Origin of the sequence: Paracoccus fistulariae (assembly GCF_028553785.1) — a bacterium.
Taxonomy (GTDB): Bacteria; Pseudomonadota; Alphaproteobacteria; order Rhodobacterales; family Rhodobacteraceae; genus Paracoccus; species Paracoccus fistulariae.
In genome coordinates, this window is sequence record NZ_CP067136.1 from 287,563 (window position 1) to 306,268 (window position 18,706).

Annotated in this window: 18 protein-coding genes; 5 read left to right on the forward strand and 13 right to left on the reverse strand. The window is 64.7% G+C overall.

Going from position 1 to position 18,706, the window contains the following annotated elements; translation table 11 throughout:
• The first annotated feature begins 133 nt into the window (after positions 1-133).
• Positions 134-1,540, forward strand: coding sequence for a class II 3-deoxy-7-phosphoheptulonate synthase (locus JHX87_RS01505; RefSeq protein ID WP_271884635.1), 1,407 nt, complete (start codon positions 134-136; stop codon positions 1,538-1,540).
• A gap of 75 nt (positions 1,541-1,615) precedes the next feature.
• Here JHX87_RS01505 and JHX87_RS01510 read toward each other — a convergent pair whose 3' ends face one another.
• From JHX87_RS01510 to JHX87_RS01530, 5 genes are all read right to left on the reverse strand, one after another.
• Positions 1,616-2,488: a lysophospholipid acyltransferase family protein gene (locus tag JHX87_RS01510; RefSeq protein WP_271884636.1), complete on the reverse strand. Its 873-nt coding sequence runs from the start codon at positions 2,486-2,488 to the stop codon at positions 1,616-1,618.
• Positions 2,485-3,408 carry a DMT family transporter gene (locus JHX87_RS01515; protein ID WP_271884638.1) on the reverse strand — a complete coding sequence of 308 codons (924 nt, stop codon included), beginning with the start codon at positions 3,406-3,408 and terminating at the stop codon, positions 2,485-2,487. Before JHX87_RS01515 ends, JHX87_RS01510 begins: the two co-directional genes overlap by 4 nt.
• Before the next feature lie 176 nt (positions 3,409-3,584).
• Positions 3,585-4,553, reverse strand: a complete 969-nt coding sequence (locus tag JHX87_RS01520) for a tyrosine recombinase (RefSeq protein WP_271884640.1) — start codon at positions 4,551-4,553, stop codon at positions 3,585-3,587.
• The gene (locus JHX87_RS01525) at positions 4,553-6,034 is read right to left on the reverse strand and encodes a hypothetical protein (protein WP_377776041.1); all 1,482 of its coding nucleotides are present in this window, start codon (positions 6,032-6,034) and stop codon (positions 4,553-4,555) included. The genes JHX87_RS01520 and JHX87_RS01525 overlap by 1 nt, the downstream gene beginning before the upstream one ends.
• Positions 6,021-6,209 carry a hypothetical protein gene (locus JHX87_RS01530; RefSeq protein WP_271884644.1) on the reverse strand — a complete coding sequence of 63 codons (189 nt, stop codon included), beginning with the start codon at positions 6,207-6,209 and terminating at the stop codon, positions 6,021-6,023. The genes JHX87_RS01525 and JHX87_RS01530 overlap by 14 nt, the downstream gene beginning before the upstream one ends.
• 129 nt (positions 6,210-6,338) lie before the next feature.
• Here JHX87_RS01530 and JHX87_RS01535 point away from each other — a divergent pair, with 129 nt between their 5' ends.
• Both JHX87_RS01535 and aroB read left to right on the forward strand, forming a co-directional pair.
• A complete protein-coding gene (locus JHX87_RS01535; protein ID WP_271884646.1) occupies positions 6,339-6,887 on the forward strand; it encodes a shikimate kinase in 549 nt (182 codons plus the stop codon).
• On the forward strand, positions 6,884-8,008 hold the full coding sequence (gene aroB / locus JHX87_RS01540) for a 3-dehydroquinate synthase (protein WP_377776040.1): 1,125 nt from the start codon (positions 6,884-6,886) through the stop codon (positions 8,006-8,008). The genes JHX87_RS01535 and aroB overlap by 4 nt, the downstream gene beginning before the upstream one ends.
• A gap of 27 nt (positions 8,009-8,035) precedes the next feature.
• Here aroB and JHX87_RS01545 read toward each other — a convergent pair whose 3' ends face one another.
• Together JHX87_RS01545 and ssb are read right to left on the reverse strand one after the other, a co-directional pair.
• The gene (locus JHX87_RS01545; RefSeq protein ID WP_271884647.1) at positions 8,036-9,961 is read right to left on the reverse strand and encodes a multiheme c-type cytochrome; all 1,926 of its coding nucleotides are present in this window, start codon (positions 9,959-9,961) and stop codon (positions 8,036-8,038) included.
• A 239-nt stretch (positions 9,962-10,200) separates the two neighbouring features.
• Positions 10,201-10,698 (reverse strand): single-stranded DNA-binding protein, encoded by a 498-nt coding sequence (gene ssb / locus JHX87_RS01550; protein WP_271884649.1) that lies wholly within the window; start codon positions 10,696-10,698, stop codon positions 10,201-10,203.
• A 215-nt stretch (positions 10,699-10,913) separates the two neighbouring features.
• Here ssb and JHX87_RS01555 point away from each other — a divergent pair, with 215 nt between their 5' ends.
• On the forward strand, positions 10,914-11,540 hold the full coding sequence (locus JHX87_RS01555; protein ID WP_377776039.1) for a lytic transglycosylase domain-containing protein: 627 nt from the start codon (positions 10,914-10,916) through the stop codon (positions 11,538-11,540).
• Positions 11,541-11,707: 167 nt separating this feature from the next.
• Here the strand turns inward: JHX87_RS01555 and JHX87_RS01560 are convergent, their stop codons facing one another.
• From JHX87_RS01560 to scpA, 5 genes are all read right to left on the reverse strand, one after another.
• On the reverse strand, positions 11,708-12,997 hold the full coding sequence (locus JHX87_RS01560) for a homoserine dehydrogenase (RefSeq protein WP_271884651.1): 1,290 nt from the start codon (positions 12,995-12,997) through the stop codon (positions 11,708-11,710).
• A gap of 71 nt (positions 12,998-13,068) precedes the next feature.
• Positions 13,069-13,368: a methyltransferase family protein gene (locus JHX87_RS01565; RefSeq protein ID WP_272833796.1), complete on the reverse strand. Its 300-nt coding sequence runs from the start codon at positions 13,366-13,368 to the stop codon at positions 13,069-13,071.
• Between the two features lie 162 nt (positions 13,369-13,530).
• Positions 13,531-14,073 carry a hypothetical protein gene (locus JHX87_RS01570; protein WP_271884652.1) on the reverse strand — a complete coding sequence of 181 codons (543 nt, stop codon included), beginning with the start codon at positions 14,071-14,073 and terminating at the stop codon, positions 13,531-13,533.
• 7 nt (positions 14,074-14,080) lie between these two features.
• On the reverse strand, positions 14,081-14,890 hold the full coding sequence (locus JHX87_RS01575; RefSeq protein ID WP_271884653.1) for a glycosyl transferase: 810 nt from the start codon (positions 14,888-14,890) through the stop codon (positions 14,081-14,083).
• Positions 14,891-14,995: 105 nt separating this feature from the next.
• Positions 14,996-17,131: a methylmalonyl-CoA mutase gene (gene scpA / locus JHX87_RS01580; RefSeq protein ID WP_271884654.1), complete on the reverse strand. Its 2,136-nt coding sequence runs from the start codon at positions 17,129-17,131 to the stop codon at positions 14,996-14,998.
• A gap of 57 nt (positions 17,132-17,188) precedes the next feature.
• On the opposite strand from scpA, the gene JHX87_RS01585 reads away from it, so the two are divergent.
• The gene (locus JHX87_RS01585; RefSeq protein WP_271884656.1) at positions 17,189-17,710 is read left to right on the forward strand and encodes a DUF4174 domain-containing protein; all 522 of its coding nucleotides are present in this window, start codon (positions 17,189-17,191) and stop codon (positions 17,708-17,710) included.
• Positions 17,711-17,987: 277 nt separating this feature from the next.
• Here JHX87_RS01585 and JHX87_RS01590 read toward each other — a convergent pair whose 3' ends face one another.
• Positions 17,988-18,674, reverse strand: a complete 687-nt coding sequence (locus JHX87_RS01590) for a hypothetical protein (protein WP_271884658.1) — start codon at positions 18,672-18,674, stop codon at positions 17,988-17,990.
• Positions 18,675-18,706 lie beyond the last annotated feature (32 nt).

The following is an 18,706-nucleotide window of genomic DNA, read 5'->3' on the forward strand; positions in this document are numbered from 1 at the left end:
CATCAGCAGGGATCGCGATGCATAGCAAGACTTCGCGAATCACGGACCCCGCCGCGCAGCTTGCGAGAAAGCGGACTTTCGCTTGTCGGGCAATGCGCCTATATGAGGGTCAGTTTTCAAAGGAGCGTGAACGATGACGCAGGATATCCGCAAGACCGCCACCCAAAGCTGGGACAAGGCCGGCTGGCGCAACTATCCCCGCGTCCAGATGCCGGATTATCCCGATCAGGCGGCACTGGAGGCGGCAGAAAAGCAACTGCGCCGCTATCCGCCGCTGGTTTTCGCGGGCGAGGCAAGCCGTCTGAAGGCGGAACTGGCAGATGTCGCGGCGGGCCGTGCCTTCCTGTTGCAGGGCGGCGACTGTGCTGAAAGTTTTGGCGAATTCAGCGCCGACAATATCCGCGACACCTTCAAGGTGATCCTGCAGATGGCCGTCGTGCTGACCTGGGGTGCGCAACTGCCGGTGATCAAGGTGGGCCGTATGGCCGGGCAATTCGCCAAGCCGCGCAGCGCGCCAACCGAAACCGTGGGCGGGGTGGAACTGCCCAGCTATCGCGGCGACATCATCAATGGCTTCGACTTCTCGGCCGAGGCGCGGATCCCCGATCCGCAACGGATGTTGTCGGCCTATACGCAATCGGCGGCCTCGCTGAACCTGCTGCGCGCCTTCAGCACCGGCGGCTATGCGGATATGCACCGCGTCCAGAACTGGATCGCCGATTTCGTCGGTGGCCCGGAAGCCGCGAAATATCGCGATATCGCGGATCGCATCCGCGATGCGATGGCCTTCATGGAGGCCGCAGGCGTCAATTCCGATACCGCGCATCAGCTGTCCAAGGTCGATTTCTACACCAGCCACGAAGCCCTGCTGCTGGAATATGAAGAGGCGCTGGCCCGCGTCGATACGACCAGCGGTCTGCCGGTTGCGGGGTCGGGTCACATGATCTGGATCGGCGATCGCACCCGTCAGCCCGATGGCGCGCATGTCGAATTTGCACGCGGCGTGCAGAACCCGATCGGCCTGAAGACCGGTCCCTCGACCACTGCCGAGGATCTGAAGGTGCTGATGGCCAAGCTGAACCCGCAGAACGAGGCTGGCCGCCTGACCCTGATCGCGCGCTTTGGCGCGGGCAAGGTCGGCGATCACCTGCCGCGCCTGATCAAGGCGGTTGAGGAAGAGGGTGCGAATGTCGTCTGGTCCTGCGACCCGATGCACGGCAACGTCATCAAATCCTCGACCGGGTACAAGACGCGCCAGTTCGATTCGATCCTGCGCGAGGTCCGCGAATTCTTTGCCATCCACAAGGCCGAGGGCACGATCCCCGGCGGCGTGCATTTCGAGATGACCGGCAAGGATGTGACCGAATGCACCGGCGGCGTGCGCGCGGTCACGGATGAGGATCTGTCGGACCGCTATCACACCGCCTGCGACCCGCGCCTGAATGCCAGCCAGTCGCTGGAACTGGCCTTCCTGGTCGCCGAGGAACTGCGCGGCCGTCGCGAGGCCGCAGCCCCGACGCGGAACGCCCGCGCGGGCTGATCACGTCGCAGCCATTGAAAAAGGCGGCCGGGACACCCGCGCCGCCTTTTTTCATGCCCGCCGCCGCCGCGCGGGCTATTTCCAGCGCCGGTGCACCCAGAACCATTGCCCCATATTCTGCCGCACCAGCATTTCCAGATCGTCATTCAGCGCCTGCATCATCTCGGCAGGTTCGCCCTCGGGGATCGGACTGCCGACATGCACGCGAAAGCTCAGCCCGTCGGGCTGGCGGATCCCGTGGACCGGGATCAACAGCGCGTCATAGCGCAGCGCCAGTTCCGCAGGCGTCAGAACCGTGCGGCTGGGCAGGTCGAAAAAGCGCAGCTCGGGCGAGTGGCGGTCATATTGGTCAAAGCCAAGCGCCAGCCAGCCACCGCCTTTCAGAAACCGCAGCATCGAGGCCAGACCGGCGCGACCACGGGGGAACAGCGGCTCGGCGATGGCGGTGATGGCGGGGATGTAATGGCGGTTGAAGGCCTCATTGTTCATCGGCCGATACAGCGCGCCGACCGGATAGCCACGGCCCGACAGCGCCGCCCGCATGGCGTCGTAATTGCCAAAATGGGCGCAGGCGATAATGACCGGGCGCTGGCTTTCAAAAGCCTCTTCCAAAGCCTGCAGGCCCGGCCCTTCCAGCGGATCGGCCTCGTGAATGCGGCGGGTGAATTCATCGCCCGAATAGATCTCGGCGACGGAACGGCCCGTATTGTCGGGCACCTGCCGGGTCAGTGCCTTGACCTCATCCGCGCCCAGATCCGGGCGTGCAAGGGCCAGATTGTCGCGCACCCGTCCGCGCCATCCGGCGACAGGTGCCAGCACGCTTGAAAACAGCCAGCCGACGGCAGGGATACGCTTGTCATAGGGCAGAAGTCCCGCCAGCCTGATCACCGCCAGAAACGCCGCATTGCCGATCCGGTCAAGGAGTGAGGGTTTGTCGTTCTGGCTCATGGATCCCTTTGCGCCGCGTGGGCCTCGCGCGACCAGACATAAAGACCCGCGATCACGATAATCGCCGCGCCCAGAATCGTCCAGCGATCGGGCAACTGGTCAAAGAACAGCCAGCCCCAGAACCCGGCCCAGATCAGGCCGGTATAGCCAAAGGGCGCCAGCGACCCGGCCTCGGCCACCGAAAAGGCGCGCACCAGCAGCCATTGGCTGAGCGTGCCAAAGATCGCCAGCGCCGCGAACAGCCACAGATCCTGCGCGGCAATCGGCTGCCAGGTGAAGGGCACAAGGGCCGAGGTGACGATACTGCCAATCACCGCCGACCACATGACCGAGGTGGCGACCGAATCAGAGCGTACCATGCGCGTCAGCAGCGCCCCGGCGGCAAAGCTGAAGGCGCCGATCATCGGCAGCAGCGCGGCGGGCTGAAAAACGCCCAGGCCGGGGCGGATGATGATCAGGGCGCCGATCAGCGCGGCGACGATCCCCATGATCCGGCGGGGGCCGATCTTTTCGCCCAGAAACAGCGCCGCGCCCAGCGTGATCAGCACCGGATTGGTGTCCATGATCGCCGTCGCCTCGGCCAACCCGATGAATTGCAACGAGGTAAAGAACAACCCGATCGAGCATAGCTGCATGAGCGCGCGCGCGAATTGTAGCCCCGGCTGGCGCGTGCGCATCAGCGTCAGCACGCCCCCACGAAAGATCAGCATGAAGATCAGCAGGTTGCCCACGAAACGCGCCCAGACGACCTGCAGGACCGGATAGGTCATGGTCAGTTGCTTGGCCGCCGAATCCATCAGCGTGAACCCCACGATGGCCGCCAGCATCAGCGCAATCCCCGTCGCCTGATCCTGACCGGGGCGGTGCAGCCCGTCTTTTTCGCGGCCCATCAGGGCAAAGGCTCGCGCCAGCACGCGCATCGGCAGACCTCGTGATGTGATGGTTTCGGACAGGGCCGGGATTTGTTTCGCGACCGCCGCGCCAATGTCTTGATTTTCGGCGGGTTGTAAAGGCGGTGGCGGAAAACAACCCGCAGACCGTGCCATGGCGGCATCGCGGCAAACCCGATCCGCCGCATGGGGCGGGTCGGACAGATCTAGTCTTTCGGCTCCGGCTCAGGCTTCGGCGAGGGGTTCCGGGCCAGCGGATGGTGGTTCAGGACCAGATCGCGCATCCGCTCGTCCAGCACATGGGTATAGATCTCGGTCGTGCCCAGATCGGCATGGCCCAGCAGGGTCTGGATGCTGCGCAGATCGGCCCCGCCCTGCAGCAGATGGGTGGCAAAGGCATGGCGGATGATATGCGGCGTCACGCGGGCCGGGTCGACACCCGCCTGCACCGCCATCTCGTTCAGAAGCCTGCCGAAGCTCTGGCGCGGCATATGGCCGGCGGCGCCCGGGGCCGGGAACAGCCAGCGCGCACCATTGCCCGCGACCAAGCGGCCCAGCGGACTGTCCTTGGGCGCGTTGTCGCGCAGGTGCAGCCAGTCGGCCAGTGCGTTTCGGGCGGCGGGTGTCAGCGGCACCATGCGCTCTTTGTTGCCCTTGCCCCGGATCAGCAGCACCGCTGGATCGCCGCGCGTGCCCGCGACCGGCAGGCCGACCAGTTCGCTGACCCGCATGCCCGTCGCGTAAAGCAATTCGATCAGGCAGCGGTTGCGACCGCGTTCGACCGCGCCCCGGCCAAGGGTCGGCGCGGTGGCCAGCAGGGCCTCGATCTCGGCATGATCCAGCGTTTTCGGCAGGCGCTGCGCCCGGCCCGGCCCACGGATGCGGATGGCCGGATCGTCCTCGCGCCAGCCTTCTTCCAGCGCGAAACGGGTGAATTGCCGGATCGAGGACAGCCGCCGCGCCCGCGTCGCCCGCGACAGGCCCTGCGCGTCGCATCGGGTCAGGTAATCCTCGACCAGATCGCGGGTCAGATCGGTCAGCGCCTTGCCCCGGCCCGATAGCCAGTCCGACAGATCCTGCAGGTCGCGGCCATAGGCCAGAAGCGTGTTTCGCGCGGCCCCTGCCTCGGCCGCCTGCGCGTCCAGAAAGGCCGAGATGGCGCGATCGTCCCGCATCACTGTTCCAGAGGCGACATGACCGGCAGCAGCGAAATCTGCGCCTGCGCCAGATCCGCGTCGCTTTTCAGCCCGAAGGCGCGCAGCATCTGCAGCCCGCGACCCGCCCGCGCCAGATCGCCGTCAAGCGCGGCGTCGATATCGGCCATGGCCTCCAAGAGCGCCTCGCCCTTGCGCGTGTCCGGGGCGGTCGCAGGCGGGGCCGAGGTCAGGATTTCGGGCGGCTGGACCGGATCGGCGACCAGCAGCCCCTGCCATTGACGCAGCCAGGCGGTGATGTCCGCCGCGCGCCCGCTGCCGCCCTCGGGCAGATCGGTGGCGATCATCGCGGCCAGCACATCGGCCATATCGGCGCGGCGGAACTGATCGAAGGCAGCGGGCAGGGCGGCGGCGGGGTCATCGGCGGCCAGCGCGGCCTCAAGCGTGCGCATCGCGCCCGCGCGTTCCCAGACGCCGCCCGATGCGGCGGGCTTCTGTTCGGCATAGATGCTGCGCAGATCGCCCGCAGGGATCGCCCCGGCCCGGGCCAGACGCTCTGCCGCCTCCAGCCGGGCCTTCCAGCCATTGTTCACGCGCAGATCGGAATGGGCGAAGGCAATTGGCAGCGGCGCGGTGGGCAGCGGCTGGCCAATCGCCTCGCGGATACGGAAATCCAGCGGAGAGACCGCCGCCGGCAGGTCCAGATCAACCCCGGAATCGACAAAGGCATCGTCCAGAAAATGCGTCAGCAGCACCACCTGATCTTCGGGGATCAGCTGCAATGCCTCGGCGCCGTAAAGACTGATCGCGGCGGCCGCCCAGTCGCCGGTCTGCGCCAGACAGAAGATACGCGCGGCAAAGCTGGGCGCGATGCCGGGGGTGTTGTTCATGATATGGCAGGCGCGCGATTCATCGCCCTCCAGCAGGGCGATATCGAACAGGCGGCGAAAGCTCTCGGGGTCGTTCTGGCCCGCCGCGATCAGCAGCGATTGCGCGCGGTTCAGCGCCCCCATATCCAGCAGCCGGTTGGCGCGCGCCATGAACAGCGCGCCGCGCTGATCGGGGCCCTGTATCTGCGGCGGCATCAGCTGCGTGGTCAGCACCCGGTCCAGCAGCGCCGTCATGGCGGGCAGGCGGGCAGGGGTGCGCCGGATCGCCTCGGCCAGGGTGGCGGCATCGCTGCCCTGCCACAGATCGGGGGGCAGGCCGGCCCGCCGCGCGGTGGAAATTCCCGCCGCATCCGGGTCGCCACCATCCAGCCGTGTGACCTGCACCGGGCCGACAGTGCCGCTTTCCGCCACGGGCCGGGCGCGCGGCGTGTCAGAGGCGCGGGGCGGGCGTTCATCGCCGGGCCGCCAGGCCGAGGCCTCTCTCTGCGGGCCGCGCACGCTGCCCGACAGCCAGTCGCTGGCCGACAGGGGTTCCTGCGCCGCCAGCGGCAGCGCAAGGCAGGCCAGGATCGTCGCCGGGATCAGATATCGGCGCGGATCAGTCAAGATCACCGCTATCCGGGCTGTCATCGCCCGTTGTCTGCGCCGGTGCCGCGTCGCCCGCGCCCACCGCAATGGGTTCGCGCGTCTCTGTGCGGCTGGGCTCCATATCGCCAAAATAGGCATAGGCCGCAAGCGCGATGACCGCCAACAGAATCAGCGCTACCAAAACCTTCAAGAGCCGCATCGGATTTTGCCTCATTCGCGTAAGTTCAGACGTGTTTTCACCGGTCTTTCGCCGGTTCAGCCCGGAATATATATGGCAATTTCCGAAAGATCACGTCATTCAGTCAGCCAATTGACAATCGGAGGGTTCATGAAGCAGCGGTTAAGGCGGCATATCGTGCTGATCGGCATGATGGGTGCAGGCAAAACTGCGATCGGCACCGAACTGGCCCGCCGTCTTCATGTTCCCTTTACCGACTCGGATGCGGAAATCGAGTCGGCGGCGGCCATGACCATCTCGGAAATTTTCGCCCGCGACGGCGAGGCGTTCTTTCGCAACCGCGAGGCCGAGGTGATTGCCCGCATCCTTGACGGCACGAATGGCGTCATCTCGACCGGAGGCGGGGCCTGGCTTCAGGCCCGGAACCGAGAGGCGATCCGGGCGCGCGGCATGTCTGTCTGGCTGAATTGCGACCTGAACACGCTGTGGCACCGGGTCAGGATGCGCAGCACCCGGCCATTGCTGCAGACGGCCGATCCCAAGGGCACCTTGCAGCGGCTGATGGCGGAACGCTATCCAGTCTATGCCCGCGCCGATCTGGATTTCCCCGCACGCCCCGGCACGGTCGAAGACACCACCCTTCGCCTGATCGGCGCCATCCGCGACGCGGACCCCACCATGATAGAAGAGCCGACATGACCGAAAACGCCACCCTGATCCCGCCCGTTTCCGTTCATGTGCCTTTGGGCGCGCGGGCCTATGATGTGCGGATCGGTGCCGGGCTGATCCGCGATGCGGGCCGCGAAATCGCGCCTTTCCTGCGCCGTCCGCGCGTGGCGATCGTCACGGATGAGACGGTGGCGGCGCTGCATCTGCAGCAATTGCAACAGGCGCTGACGGCGCAGGGCATCAGCTCTGAGGCACTGACCCTGCCGACCGGGGAATCCACCAAAAGCTGGCCGCATCTGACGCGGACGGTGGAATGGCTGCTGGAACAGCGGGTCGAGCGGGACGATATCGTGCTGGCCTTTGGGGGCGGGGTGATCGGCGATCTGTTGGGCTTTGCCGCGGCGATCCTGCGGCGCGGCGTGCGTTTCGTGCAGATCCCGACCACGCTTCTGGCGCAGGTCGACAGCAGCGTTGGCGGCAAGACCGGCATCAACAGCGCGCAGGGCAAGAACCTGATCGGCGCCTTTCACCAACCCGTGCTGGTTCTGGCGGATATTTCCGTGCTGGACAGCCTGCGCCCGCGCGATTTTCTGGCGGGCTATGGCGAGGTCGCCAAATACGGGCTTCTGGGCGATGCCGATTTCTTTGAATGGCTTGAGGAAAACGGCCCGCGCCTGCGTGACGACATGGCGCTGCGCCAGCAGGCGGTGAAACATTCCGTCGCCATGAAAGCGGGCATCGTCACCCGCGATGAGACCGAGCAGGGAGAGCGGGCCTTGCTGAATCTGGGCCATACCTTCGGGCACGCGCTGGAAGCCGCGACAGGCTATTCCGACCGTCTGCTGCATGGCGAAGGCGTGGCCATCGGCTGTGCTTTGGCATTCGATCTGTCCGCGCGGATGGGCCTGTGCAGTCAAGAGGCCCCGTCACGCGTGCTGGCGCATCTGCGTCAGATGGGCATGCCCGCGGCCCTACGCGACATTCCGGGCGAATTGCCCGATGACGAGGCGCTGATTACGCTGATGGGGCAGGATAAGAAGGTGGTCGATGGCCGCCTGCGTTTCGTGCTGGCACGCGGCATCGGTCAGGCCTTCATCAGCGACGATGTGCCGCGCGACCTGCTGATCAGGACCCTGTCCGAATCGCGCTGAGCCGATTCGGCCGGCGCGTCCTGCCCGCTATTGCTGCAATTCGCGCTGCATGGCCATCAGATCCGGTTGCCCCGGATTGGCCTGCAGCGCCTCTTCCACCACCGCATTGGCAGCCTCGGCGCCATTCACGCTGGCCTCCAGCCGCACCAGCATGACCCAGGCATCCAGCAGTTGCGGATCCTGCGTCACCGCCTCGCGGAAGGCGCCGATGGCGGCGGGCGTGTTGCGCATGGTCAGCGCCGTGCCGCCCAGAACCAGATGCGTTTCCGGGAAATCCAGCCGATTGCCCAGCGAACGCTGCCATTCCCCGGCCACGCGGCCAAAGCGTTCCGCGATCCGTGGCGGCAGACTGGCCACCGGCGCACGCAGCAGATCGGGCGCGGCGCTGAGCCGGACCAGCCTTATGGGATCGCTCAGCAGATCCAGAAGGTTCTGAAACTGCTCTTGCGGCGGGGCGGCGCGTTGCGGACGGATGGCGGCGGCGCGCAGCAGCGGGCTGTCATCGCGCAACAGCGGTGCCGTGGCGCGGGCCGTCTGCTGATCCGCCGCCGCCCCCATCAGATACATCGCCGTGGCGCGGGCAATGTCGGACTGCCCCTCATCCCCCGCGATCTTCAACAGATCGGGCAGGGCGCCCGCCGGATCGACGGCGGATTGCGCAAAGACCGTGCCGAAATGCGGGCCGCGCTTGTCAGAGTCCGGATACCATGCCTCGATCTGCTGCGCGGCCCATTCCGGGGTCTGGTCCTGATGGCAATTGGTGCAGGCATCGGGCGCGCCGGTGATCGGCGTCAGATCGGGGCGCGGGATGCGGAAACTGTGATCGGCGCGGGCATCCACGCCCATATAGGTCTGGGTCGGCATGTGGCAATTCTTGCACTGTGCGCCCTCGGATCCCGGCTCGTGGAAATGGTGTTCGGGGGTGTCGTAATCCGCAATGGGCAGGCTGGGGAATTCGGTATTCCCGGCCTCGGAATGGCATTGCGTGCAGACGGCATTCCCCTCGGCCACCAGCTGCGCGGTATGGGGATTGTGGCAATTCATGCAGCTGACGCCATTGGCATACATTTTCGACTGCAGGAAAGAGCCGTAGACATAGACCTCTTCCCGGATCTGCCCGTCGGGGAAATACAGATCCGGGGTCAGCATCATCAGCCGGTAGGCATCGTGATAGGGCGTGCCGGGGACGGGATTGCCGTCGCCAAAGGCCTCTCTGCGCGAATGACAGCCCGCGCATTGCTGGATCCAGCCCTCTGAATCGGCGGTGCTGCGCATGGTCAGGCCAAAGGCATCGACGCCGGGGATCTCGACCGGCTTGCCCGTTTCCGCCCAGTCGATATGGGCCGAGCCGGGACCGTGACAGGCCTCACACCCCACACCGATCTCGGCCTGGGTCGAGGCATAGCTGCGCGTCGCCGGATCGTAGTTCTTTTCATAGCCGGTGGCGTGGCATTCGGCGCAGCGGGCGTTCCAGTTCTTGTAAGGCCCGGCCCAGTGCAGCCCGTCGCCCACCGGCAGCGACTGATCGGGATAGAGGTGATACCAGCGCTTCTCCTCGCTATCCCAGACCACGTCAAAGCTTTGCAGCCGCCCGGGCTCTGTCTCGAACAGATATTGCTGCAAGGGCTCGATCCCGGCCACGGAATGCACGCGGCGCATGGTGGTGGTGCCATCGGATTCGGTGATCTGCGCGTGATAGCCCGCCGCATCCTTCGAAAAAGCCACCGTCAGGTCGTCATTCTGAAAGCGCGTGCCATCGAAATCCGCGACCACAGTATCGGCTGTCGGTTCGGTCCAGGCCAGTTGGTGGTGCGATCCCTGCCATGACTGGCTTTCCGCCTCATGGCAGGCCGCGCATTGGCCCGATCCGACGTAATCGGGCAGGTCCTGCGCCCGCAGCACAGGCGCGGAAAGGCACAGGATCAGCGCGGCAGGGAAGATCGTTTTCAGCATGGATCCCGGCTCCGGTCGTCAGGTGGCGCTGAAGAAGCGGAAGTCCCGGACGAGCCAAGGCCAATTCAGCGGGCGTCTTGCCTGCATCTTAAACGGATCCGCCGCCGGTGAAAGGTCCGGACGGCTCTTGCAGAGGCGAAAAGGCGCGCGATGTGGCAAAGCGGTTCAACGAAAAACGGGCGCAGCATATGCCGCGCCCGCGTTTGCGAACTCATGCCGGGGTGACATGCCGCCCGGTCTTAGAACGGAATCTCATCGTCGTAATCGCTGCGCCCGCCACCCGAAGAGGAAGACGAAGACGAGGATTGCCCGTAATCATCCTGACCGCCGCCATAGCCGCCACCGCCATAGCCGCCGCGATCACCGCCGCCGCCGCTACCTTCGCCGCGACCGTCCAGCATCTGCAAGGTGCCATTGAAGCCACGCAATACAACCTCGGTCGAAAAGCGATCCTGACCGGATTGGTCCTGCCATTTGCGGGTCTCCAGCTGGCCTTCGACATAGACCTTGCTGCCCTTTTTCAGAAAACGCTCGACCACGTTGACCAGGCCTTCGGACATGATGGCCACCGAATGCCATTCGGTCCGCTCGCGCCGTTCGCCGGTATTGCGGTCCTTCCATTGTTCCGAGGTCGCAATCCGCAGATTGGCCACCTTGCCGCCGTTCTGGAAGCTGCGGATTTCAGGGTCACGACCCAGATTGCCGATCAGAATGACCTTGTTGACGCTGCCTGCCATGTCGGTGTCCTTGGTGTTGTCTCGTTTCCGGTGGTCTATCGCAGGCAGTTTTATGCGGCAAGCGCACAACACCGCCCGCATGAATTGACAGAGGATAAATGGATGGGCAGATTCCCGCCGACGGCGCTGCCGGTCCGGGCCGCAAAAACCTGCGGCTGGCGAAAGCGGCATTTTTCTGTATAGTTCCTGAAAAAGGAATAAGAACGAGGGCAGGCATGAAGATCATCCTTACTGTGAAGGCGGCTGTTTGTGCGACATTGATGACGGCTGTCGCCCTGCCAGCGGCGGCCGAAGGGCTGCGCCTGTCAGGCAGTTCGTCGAAATCACGCGCCGAACAGTTCGCGCGCCAGACCCGGCTGATGGATTCGCGGCTGGCCGGTCAATACCAGCAATCGGCAAGGCTGCGCCCCGGTGGCGCGAATCGCAGCGCGGTCGAGATTGCGCTGAACAGCGAAACCATTCCCGCCTATCGCGGCCGCAGCAGCGATTTCATTCCCCATGCCCGCGCCGCCGCGCGGCGCTATGGCATTCCGGAGGATCTGTTCCTGCGGCTTGTCCAGCAGGAATCGGGCTGGAACCCGCGCGCCCGCTCGCACAAGGGCGCGACGGGGCTGGCGCAGTTGATGCCGGGAACGGCGGCCAAGCTGGGCGTGAATCCGAATGATCCGGTCCAGAACCTGAATGGCGGCGCGCGCTATCTGCGCATGATGTATAATCAGTTCGGCAATTGGCGGCTTGCGCTTGCGGCCTATAATGCCGGGCCCGGCGCGGTGCAGAAATATGGCGGCATTCCGCCCTATCGCGAGACGCGCAACTATGTCCGTGTGATCGCGGGCGGCTGACCCCGCAGGGGGCTTTCGCCCCCGCCGCCTGACGGCGGCTCCCCCAAGGATATTTGACACAGAAGATGCAGGCTTGGCCCTGTCTTTCTTCTTTGCATAAATATCCAGAGAGAGGGCGGGGCCGTGCCTTTATGCGGGCGATCGGGGGCGGGCGCCCCCGTTTCATCTCAGACTTCTTCGATGCGCAGTTCTACCGGATCGCTGACGAGGACGCCGGTCTTGGGCAGGGTTTCGATGGCGTGATCGATGGCGTCGGGCGTGGTCTTGTGGGTGACGACGAGGACCGGAACGCTGTTATCGTCATGATGGCCGTATTGGCGCATGCGATCGATTGATATGCCCGCCTCGCCCAGGATTGCGGCGACCTTGGCCAGGGCGCCCGGTTTGTCCTGCAATTCCAGGCGGATGTAATAGGCCGCGGGGACTGCCGTGCGGGCGGTTTGGGCCTCTGTCAACTGATCTGCGGGCTGGCCGAAGACCGGCATGCGCACGTCGCGGGCGATCTCCACGATATCGGACATGATCGCGCTGGCCGTCGGACCTTCGCCCGCGCCTGCGCCGCGCAGGACGATCTGGCCGACCTGATCGCCCTCGACCACGACCATATTCGTACCGCCGACCAATTGGCCCAGCGGGCTGTCATCGGGGACGAGGCAGGGCGACATGCGTTGTTCCAGCCCGCGTGCCGTCATCTGCGACACGCCCAGAAGCTTGATGCGGTAGCCCATATCGGCCGCGCGGCGGATATCGTCGATGCTGATCCGTTCGATCCCTTCGATTTCGACCGCGCCGAAATTGACCTTGGTGCCGAAGGCGATGGAGGAGAGGATGGCCAGCTTGTGGCTGGCATCGATGCCGCCGACATCCAGCGTCGGATCGGCTTCTAGATAGCCCAGCTGGCGGGCCTCTTCGAAAACCGCCTCATAGGGCAGGCCCGCGCTTTCCATCCGGGTCAGGATATAGTTGCAGGTGCCGTTCATCACCCCCATGACGCGCTGGATCTGGTTGCCCGCCAGCGATTCCGTCATCGCCTTGATCACCGGGATGCCGCCCGCCACCGCGGCCTCGAAGCGGATCACGCGGCCCAGGCTTTCGGCCAGTTCGGCCAGTTCCTGGCCATGCACGGCCAGCAGTGCCTTATTGGCGGTGACCACGTCCTTGCCTGCGCGCAGGGCGGCTTCGATGCTGTCCTTGGCGATGCCGTCCTCGCCGCCGATCAACTCGATATAAAGATCGACATCATCGGCCGTCGCGACCGCCATCGCGTCATCTTCCCAGCGATAGGCCGACAGATCCGCGTCGCGGTTCTTCAGCCGGTCGCGTGCGGTCACCGCAGTGATCTCGACCGGGCGGCCGGTCCGCTTTGCAAGCAGGTCGGCATGTTTCTGAACGATCTTGACGACACCGATCCCAACGGTGCCAAGCCCGGCGATGCCCAAGCGGAGAGGGGACGACATGGAAGCCTCGTTTTTGCAATGTAGCGGGTGTTAGCGTGGACAGCGCCGCGTTGCAACGCGCTTGATCACCGTCACAGCCATCGCCGCGTCCGGCGGCGATAGGCGGCGAAGTCCTGGGGGAAGGTTTCGGCCAGCCGCGCCTCTTCCCGCCGAATGAAGCGGGTGGTGATCAGCCGGATGAAAAGCGGCAGCAGGATCAGCGCATATGGCGCCTGTGCCGCCAGGCAGAGCCCGGCCAGGACCATGGCATCGGCCAGATAGATGGGGTTGCGCGACAGGCGGAAGGGGCCGCCGGTGATCAGCGCAGTGGGCTGGCCATAGGGGCTGATCGAGGTTCGCGCGCGGCGGAAATGGATCGGCGCCCAGCCCATCAGCGCAAGGCCCGCGATCAGCAGGATCCAGCCGGGCGTTGCGAAGATGCCCGTATGGACCGGAAAAATCCTGCCCGCGATCCAGATCAGCAGGCAGAGGCCCAGAAACCAGACCTGCGGATAGTCTGCCGTTCTGTGCCATTCCTACCGTGGGCTCATCGCCTAGCCCTTTTTCTGATGCGGTTCATCATCATCGTCCCAGCCGACCCATTCGCCTTCGATCCCCGTGCCCCGCATGATCGAGACGACGCGCCGCGCAACGGCAAGCGTCTCGGCATGGATCGCGTCGATATCCTCGGCCCGCATATCGTCGGGATAGCGTTCGCCGCGGGTGTTGATGAAGGTCGGGTGCCAGTAGCCCTGTTCGCGGCCCGGTCGCCACGAGGCGTGGCACAGCAGGTTGCGCTGATTTCGCAGCTTGCGCAGCCGGGCGGACAGATCATCGGTCGCGCCCGCGCGGGTGCGGCGCATGGCGGCGATGAAGCTGTCGATAAGCGTGCCCAGACTGTCATCGGCGATATCCTCCATCCGCTTCAGCCAGCGCTGCAGCGCGGCATCATCCGCATCCTCGCCCAATCCCTGCCGCGTCAGGGAAAAGATCGCGCGTTTCAGCGCCTCTTCCAGAAAGCCGAAGCCAGAGACGGCGTGGCCGATGGCGCTGGCCATCTCGTCCGAGAGGCGGTCGGGGGCGCGGGGCAGGGTCATGGGACCATCACTCTTGCCACAGATCGCGGACCCATCCGGTCGGCAAGACATAGTGACGCAGATGTTTCACGAAGCCCTCGCGCCTGTCCGGCGAAAAGGCGGCGCGCAGATGATCGCCGGGGCTGCGGTGGCGGTCGTCCTCGCTCCAGCGGCCTTCGATGGCGTCCTGCGGATTGAGATTGCCGGGGAAGATCACGATCTTCGTGTCGCGCGGGATGCGGGGCTGGCGAAGATAGTTCAGCGGAAAGACCGGCACGCAATGCATGCGGAAATGGGCCAGCCAGCCCCGCGGCCAGAATTTCACCCCGCCCGGCGCGTTGCGGGTCACGAAGCGTTGTTCATAGCGGTATTCATCCGCCACGCCCTGCGGATCGGCGCGGAAGATATCCTGCAGCGACCGCAGATTGCCGACCTTCATGCGATAGACCGAGGTCTGGCCAAGCCGTTCGAAAGGCGTGTTCGGATTGCGGCCCAGGATGGTGTCCTCGGGATCGCCATAGGTGAAGAAATCATCCAGATTGCCGGTGATCACCACATCCAGATCCAGAAACAGCACGGTGCCGGTAATATCCCCCAGATCGCCCCATAGCCGCGATTTCGGCCATTTGCCGCGGGTGCGCTGCGGTGCCTCATAGTGGAATTCGGGCAAGGGGCGCGTGACGATATCGGGATGCAGGCCGGTGCCGTCATCGGTGAAGCAGATCAGCCTGAAGGGCGGGGTGATATTGCGCGCCACCATGCCATGCAGGCGATTGACATATTCGGGGCCGAATTTGCTGCCCCATTTGATGCAGATGATCTGCTTGATGTCCGACATGAATGACCCGGCCAATTGATACGCGTGGAAGCTGGCACAGCTGCCAGTGAAGGGCAAGCTGTGCCTCGGGGCCGTGCCTTGCGACCGGCCCCTAAGGGTCGCGCGTCAGCCCGCCCGCGCGTCGCGGATCAGGCGCAGGATATCGGCGGCGGCCGCCGGGATATTGGTGCCGGGGCCGAAGATCGCCTTGACGCCCGCCTGTTTCAGGAAATCGTAATCCTGTTGCGGGATCACGCCTCCGCAGATGACCAGGATATCCTCGGCGCCCTGCTGTTTCAGCGCCTCGATCAGCTTGGGCGCCAGCGTCTTGTGACCGGCCGCCTGAGAGGAGATTCCGACCACATGCACATCATTGTCGACGGCATCCTGCGCGGCCTCTTCCGGGGTCTGGAACAGAGGGCCGACATCGACGTCGAAACCGATATCGGCGAAGGCCGTGGCGATCACCTTGGCGCCGCGATCATGGCCGTCCTGACCCATCTTCACCACCAGCATGCGCGGGCGGCGGCCTTCCTCTTCGGCGAAGGCCTCGACATCGCGCTGGATCTGGGCAAAGCCCTCATCGCCCTCATAGGCGGCGCCATAGACACCGGCCAGCGTCTTCACCTCGGCCCGGTGGCGGCCGAATATCTTTTCCATAGCCATAGAAATCTCTCCGACGGATGCACGGGCGCGGGCGGCCTCGACGGCGGCCTCCAGCAGGTTGCCGCCCTCGCGGGCACGGCGGGACAGTTCGTCAAGCGCGGCCTGACAGGCGGCCTCATTGCGGCTGGCGCGGATCTTTTCCAGCCGCGCGATCTGGCTGTCACGGACCTTCACATTGTCGATATCCAGAATATCGATCGGGTCTTCCTTGTCCTTGCGGTATTTGTTGACGCCGACGATCACCTCTTCGCCGCGGTCGATCATGGCCTGACGGCGGGCGGCGGTTTCCTCGATTCGCAGCTTGGGCATGCCGCTGGCCACGGCCTTGGTCATGCCGCCCATCTCCTCGACCTCTTCGATCAGCGCCCAGGCCTTGTCGGCCAATTCGGCGGTCAGGCTTTCGATGTAATAGCTGCCCGCCAGCGGATCGACGACATGGGTGATACCGGTTTCCTCTTGCAGGATCAGCTGCGTATTGCGCGCGATCCGGGCGCTGAATTCCGTGGGCAGGGCGATCGCCTCGTCCAGCGCATTGGTATGCAGCGATTGCGTGCCGCCAAGCGCCGCCGACATCGCCTCATAGGCGGTGCGGATGACGTTGTTATAGGGATCCTGTTCCTGCAGGCTGACGCCCGAGGTCTGGCAATGGGTGCGCAGCATCAGGCTGCCCGGTTTCTTCGGCTGGAATTCCGACATGATCCGGTGCCACAGCAGCCGCGCGGCCCGCAGCTTGGCGATCTCCATGAAGAAATTCATGCCGATGGCAAAGAAGAAGCTCAACCGCCCGGCAAAGGCATCGACATCCATCCCCGCCGCAATCGCCGCGCGCACATATTCGCGCCCGTCGGCCAGCGTATAGGCCAGTTCCTGCACCAGGTTCGCTCCGGCCTCCTGCATGTGATAGCCGGAAATCGAGATCGAGTTGAAACGCGGCATCTGGGTCGAGGTATATTCGATGATGTCGCTGATGATCCGCATGCTGGGTTCGGGCGGATAGATATAGGTGTTGCGGACCATGAATTCCTTCAGAATGTCATTCTGAATGGTGCCCGACAGCACGCTGCGGTCATGGCCCTGTTCCTCGCCCGTGACGATGAAATTCGCCAGGATCGGGATCACCGCGCCGTTCATGGTCATGCTGACGCTGACCTTGTCCAGCGGGATGCCGTCAAAGAGGATCTTCATATCCTCGACGGAATCGATGGCGACGCCCGCCTTGCCGACATCGCCCACGACGCGGGGATGGTCGCTGTCATAGCCGCGATGCGTGGCCAGATCGAAGGCCACCGACACGCCCTGCTGCCCCGCCGCCAGGGCCTTGCGGTAAAAGGCGTTCGATTCCTCGGCGGTCGAGAAGCCGGCATATTGGCGGATGGTCCAGGGGCGGCCCGCATACATCGTCGCGCGCGGACCGCGGGTAAAGGGGGCGATGCCCGGCAGGCTGCCCAGATGGTCCAGCCCGTCGCTGTCTTGCGCGGTATAAAGCGGCTTGACCGGAATTCCTTCCAGCGTGTCCCATGTCAGGCTGTCGGGATCGCGGCCCTTCAGCTCTTTTTCAGCAAGCTTGCGCCAGTCTTCAAGCGTCGGTTTGGTCATCTTCTGTCCTTTCCCCCGGCCAGCTTCACCCTATATTCAGATAAGAATGAGGTGCCGATGAAATTCAATTTCCTGATATTCGCGATGATTGTGGCAGCGATGGGCCCGGCCCGGCAGGTCGATCCCCCGGCGGCCGAGGCGGTGACGCCCGAAGTGCTGCCGGACAGGCCCGCGCCGGTTCCTGACACGGTCCAGCCCCAGCCTGCGGCGCCCGAATTGCGGATTGTCGAGGCCCGGACCGTCAATCGGGGCGAGTTTCTGTGGAATGCGCGGCCGGTGGTGGTCTTTGCCGATACGCCCGACGATCCGTCATTCCGCCAGCAGTTGCGCGCTTTGCAGGCGCGGCCCGCCGAACTGATCGAGCGTGATGTCGTCGTTGTCGTCGATACCGACCCGGCAGGCAACAGTGCCTGGCGCCAGACGCTGCATCCACGTGGCTTTTCGCTGGTGATCATCGACAAGGACGGGCAGGTCAAGGCGCGCAAGCCCCTGCCATGGGATGCGCGTGAAATCACCCGCGCGATCGACAAGTTTCCGCTGCGCCGGCAAGAGATCGGGCGCGGCAGTGTGATCCGGTAGCGGCTTCGGCCAAGTGACGGTGCGACAAACAAAATATTGTGGATTCGGCCCGCGCGCCCTATATTATCTGCAACAGGCGGTACGGATGCCGCCGCGAGATGAGGTTTGGTCATGGCGAAATCCTCCACCGAAAGCCGCAAGCTGGCGCAGGACGCCCCGTCGCGCCCAACGCGGGCCTGGCGTGACAATCGCGAGATGTCGGAAGCCGCCCGTCCGGAACCGAAACCGGCCCGGCGTCGGGTGAATGAAATCACTGATTCCATAGGGTTGACGCCCATCAGCGGTCGCTCCGGTCCACGGATCGCTTATTAAGCCCGGCCCGTAATTCATCCAATTCGCGCGGCAGATCGGCAGCGATCTGGCGGATGACATTGTCCTTTCTGCGCTGCAGCATCGCCTTGACCTCGGCCTGACTGTCGGGCAGGCGCGGACCGCCCCGCAGGCTGGCGGTCAGGATCTCGACCGCTTCCAGGCCGGTATCCCAGGTCTCTTCCGTGATCTCCAGATAATCGTGAAACATCTGTGCCGCGCGGCGCGGATATTCCTTGGCATTGCTGCGGATATCCTGCGCCAGCGCCGCCCGCACCGCCAGCAGCCTGTAATAGCGCACCACCGGGTCAATGGCCCATTCGGGCAGCAGATGCACCTCTTCCACGATGGCGCGGAACATCCTGTCATTGGCATCATGGGGCAGGATGGGCAGGTAATCCTCATCCGTCACGGTCTTCAGCGCGGGCATTTCCCGCGCCGCCTGCTGTTCCTCCAGCGCAAAGACATGGGCGCGGATCTCGGCCAGCAGGGCGCGCTGGATATCGGCAATGCGCTCCTCGCGCAGGGCACGGTCACGGGCGCGCGACAGCAGATGGGTGATGACCCAGCCCGCCGCAACCACGCCGCCCCCGACCAGCGCGGTGACCAGCGCCGCAATGACGCGTTCATTGAGGAAAAGCGCGGCCCAGTCCATCGTCAGTCAAACCCCGCCATGGCCTTGCCGCT

Excerpts from the sequence above, each read along its gene's own strand:
- JHX87_RS01505 (WP_271884635.1), top strand. The coding sequence starts at position 134 with ATGACGCAGGATATCCGCAAGACCGCCACCCAAAGCTGGGACAAGGCC.
- JHX87_RS01510 (WP_271884636.1), bottom strand. The coding sequence starts at position 2,488 with ATGAGCCAGAACGACAAACCCTCACTCCTTGACCGGATCGGCAATGCG.
- JHX87_RS01520 (WP_271884640.1), bottom strand. The coding sequence starts at position 4,553 with ATGCGGGACGATCGCGCCATCTCGGCCTTTCTGGACGCGCAGGCGGCC.
- JHX87_RS01590 (WP_271884658.1), bottom strand. The coding sequence starts at position 18,674 with ATGGACTGGGCCGCGCTTTTCCTCAATGAACGCGTCATTGCGGCGCTG.
- JHX87_RS01545 (WP_271884647.1), bottom strand. The coding sequence starts at position 9,961 with ATGCTGAAAACGATCTTCCCTGCCGCGCTGATCCTGTGCCTTTCCGCG.
- ssb (WP_271884649.1), bottom strand. The coding sequence starts at position 10,698 with ATGGCAGGCAGCGTCAACAAGGTCATTCTGATCGGCAATCTGGGTCGT.
- JHX87_RS01535 (WP_271884646.1), top strand. The coding sequence starts at position 6,339 with ATGAAGCAGCGGTTAAGGCGGCATATCGTGCTGATCGGCATGATGGGT.
- JHX87_RS01530 (WP_271884644.1), bottom strand. The coding sequence starts at position 6,209 with ATGCGGCTCTTGAAGGTTTTGGTAGCGCTGATTCTGTTGGCGGTCATC.
- JHX87_RS01585 (WP_271884656.1), top strand. The coding sequence starts at position 17,189 with ATGAAATTCAATTTCCTGATATTCGCGATGATTGTGGCAGCGATGGGC.
- JHX87_RS01560 (WP_271884651.1), bottom strand. The coding sequence starts at position 12,997 with ATGTCGTCCCCTCTCCGCTTGGGCATCGCCGGGCTTGGCACCGTTGGG.
- JHX87_RS01575 (WP_271884653.1), bottom strand. The coding sequence starts at position 14,890 with ATGTCGGACATCAAGCAGATCATCTGCATCAAATGGGGCAGCAAATTC.
- JHX87_RS01565 (WP_272833796.1), bottom strand. The coding sequence starts at position 13,368 with ATGGGCTGGGCGCCGATCCATTTCCGCCGCGCGCGAACCTCGATCAGC.
- JHX87_RS01570 (WP_271884652.1), bottom strand. The coding sequence starts at position 14,073 with ATGACCCTGCCCCGCGCCCCCGACCGCCTCTCGGACGAGATGGCCAGC.
- JHX87_RS01555 (WP_377776039.1), top strand. The coding sequence starts at position 10,914 with ATGAAGATCATCCTTACTGTGAAGGCGGCTGTTTGTGCGACATTGATG.
- JHX87_RS01515 (WP_271884638.1), bottom strand. The coding sequence starts at position 3,408 with ATGCGCGTGCTGGCGCGAGCCTTTGCCCTGATGGGCCGCGAAAAAGAC.
- scpA (WP_271884654.1), bottom strand. The coding sequence starts at position 17,131 with ATGACCAAACCGACGCTTGAAGACTGGCGCAAGCTTGCTGAAAAAGAG.
- aroB (WP_377776040.1), top strand. The coding sequence starts at position 6,884 with ATGACCGAAAACGCCACCCTGATCCCGCCCGTTTCCGTTCATGTGCCT.